This window comes from Gracilibacillus halophilus YIM-C55.5, assembly GCF_000359605.1.
GTDB classification, from domain to species: domain Bacteria; phylum Bacillota; class Bacilli; order Bacillales; family Amphibacillaceae; genus Gracilibacillus; species Gracilibacillus halophilus.
Window position 1 is genome coordinate 1 of sequence record NZ_APML01000097.1, and the last position, 1,829, is coordinate 1,829.

The 1,829-nt window shown below is 33.7% G+C and carries 5 protein-coding genes; all 5 read left to right on the plus strand.

Annotated features, from left to right (window positions below):
• On the plus strand, positions 1-194 hold a 194-nt coding region (locus J416_RS16075; protein ID WP_003475332.1), incomplete at its 5' end, for a GNAT family N-acetyltransferase.
• A 75-nt stretch (positions 195-269) separates the two neighbouring features.
• Positions 270-467: a hypothetical protein gene (locus tag J416_RS14825; RefSeq protein WP_003475334.1), complete on the plus strand. Its 198-nt coding sequence runs from the start codon at positions 270-272 to the stop codon at positions 465-467.
• A gap of 106 nt (positions 468-573) precedes the next feature.
• Positions 574-732: a hypothetical protein gene (locus J416_RS15880; RefSeq protein ID WP_156809607.1), complete on the plus strand. Its 159-nt coding sequence runs from the start codon at positions 574-576 to the stop codon at positions 730-732.
• Between the two features lie 130 nt (positions 733-862).
• The gene (locus J416_RS14830) at positions 863-1,489 is read left to right on the plus strand and encodes a type 1 glutamine amidotransferase family protein (protein WP_003475336.1); all 627 of its coding nucleotides are present in this window, start codon (positions 863-865) and stop codon (positions 1,487-1,489) included.
• 135 nt (positions 1,490-1,624) lie between these two features.
• Positions 1,625-1,759 carry a hypothetical protein gene (locus tag J416_RS16480; protein WP_276116693.1) on the plus strand — a complete coding sequence of 45 codons (135 nt, stop codon included), beginning with the start codon at positions 1,625-1,627 and terminating at the stop codon, positions 1,757-1,759.
• Positions 1,760-1,829 lie beyond the last annotated feature (70 nt).

Here is a 1,829-nt window from a genome sequence, read left to right on the forward strand (position 1 = left end):
GGCTTTTAGATGTTGTAATTGACGAAAATTATCGAAGAAACAGGTTGGGTTACTGGTTGATGGAATGTATTTTAGAACATCCTAAAATAAAATATACTTGTTTTGCTTTAGCAACTAAAGATGCACATGATTTTTATAAACAATTTAGCTTTAAAGAAAATGAGTGTATGACGAGAGGGTTAATAGTTGATTAAGAACTTAATTCTAGTTTTGCGAAGTATATTACTTAAACTATTGTGAGCGATTGAAGAACCAGGGTGGTGGTATAGATGGAAGATAAAAAAAGGAAATTGCAATTTAAATTATGGTTAGGGGCAGTATTTGGGTCAATCATTGCATTCTTAATTGTAAAACTCTTGTGGAAAGATGCTAATCCTATGCTATTGCTTGTATTCTTAATCCTTGGTTTTCTAATAAATCTTATTATCACTCTTTACAATCAAAGCAACTGGGAAAACGGTTATTAAATGAACGGATGGCGAATATAGAATAAGGAGTTGTCGATGCAGTAACTCCTATTGTGCTAAAGGGCAGGATAGCACAATAAATAATTTTAAGAAGGGGGAGGAATGTATGACTTTTTGGACTTGGTTTGCAATAGCTATTGCTTTAATTAGTGGTGTATTTGCTGCTAATGCTGGAAAGAAGGAGACTGAAAGAAAGTATGTTATTGCATTTATTTGGTTTATAGTAGCAGTAATTTTATTTTTTATTTGGTGGTTTACACGATAATCTTTTCAACAAAAAAGTGGCTAGAGTTCAACCAAGCAATCAATAATTGACTTTTCTTTGTTATTGGATTAGAGATTTTGAGCTAAAGGGAGCGTAGTGGAATAAGAGTAATTATTTTTGGAGGGATAATATGATTAATGTCTACAGTTATGTACTAGACACATTAGCAGACTGGGAGATTGGGTATGTAACGGCAGAGCTAAATTCGGGTCAATACTTTAAAAAACAGAGTGATAAAGTTTCTGTTAAGACCGTGGGAGCTACAAAGGAATCAATTGTAACAAAGGGAGGTATGAAAGTTATACCTGAGATAACTACCGATGAAATCATTTTATCTCCTTCAACCGTTTTATTGTTGCCTGGAGCAGATACTTGGGATGACCCAAGGCACAAACCAATTATAGAAAAGGCAACTGAATTGTTAGAATGTGGTGCAACTGTTGCTGCAATTTGCGGTGCTACAACTGCACTTGCCGCATCTGGTGTATTTGACGAGCGTATACACACTAGCAACAGTCTTGAGTATCTTAAGATGATATGTCCGAACTATAAGGGAGAAGCATATTATAGAAATGTTAAGGCAGTTTCTGACAATAACTTGATAACAGCTAGTTCAGCGGGTGGGTTGCTTTTCGCTAGAATTATATTAGCTAAGATAGATGTCTATTCTGAAAATACCCTTGAGTCTTGGTATAACTACTTTAATACGGGTGACCCAAAATACTTCTACAATTTAATGGATACACTGACTCACTAATTGAGGACGAATACTTAGCAAAGGTATTCGCTTTCCTTTGTTGAAGTAAAGGGCAGATTTAGTAAAAAATATGAGGCTTTTCTCTAGGCAAATAAATCTAATTTAATGGATTTAAATTAAAGTGGAGGTGAAATAGTGGGTCAAGTAACAATATATAAAAGTGAAAAAGGAAAAAAACAAAAATACCTTAATAAAATCACTGGAGTTATGTCGGATAATACGATGAAGGAAGTGGACAAAAAATTATTGGGGATATATTTAAATACTTAAAACTAGAGCAAGACATGCCTAAACTGTTAGTAATTTAATTGAATTCAAAACTTATAATATGGGGCATTTT

Coding starts and splice junctions, on each gene's coding strand:
- J416_RS14825 (WP_003475334.1), top strand. CDS start 270: ATGGAAGATAAAAAAAGGAAATTGCAATTTAAATTATGGTTAGGGGCA.
- J416_RS14830 (WP_003475336.1), top strand. CDS start 863: ATGATTAATGTCTACAGTTATGTACTAGACACATTAGCAGACTGGGAG.
- J416_RS15880 (WP_156809607.1), top strand. CDS start 574: ATGACTTTTTGGACTTGGTTTGCAATAGCTATTGCTTTAATTAGTGGT.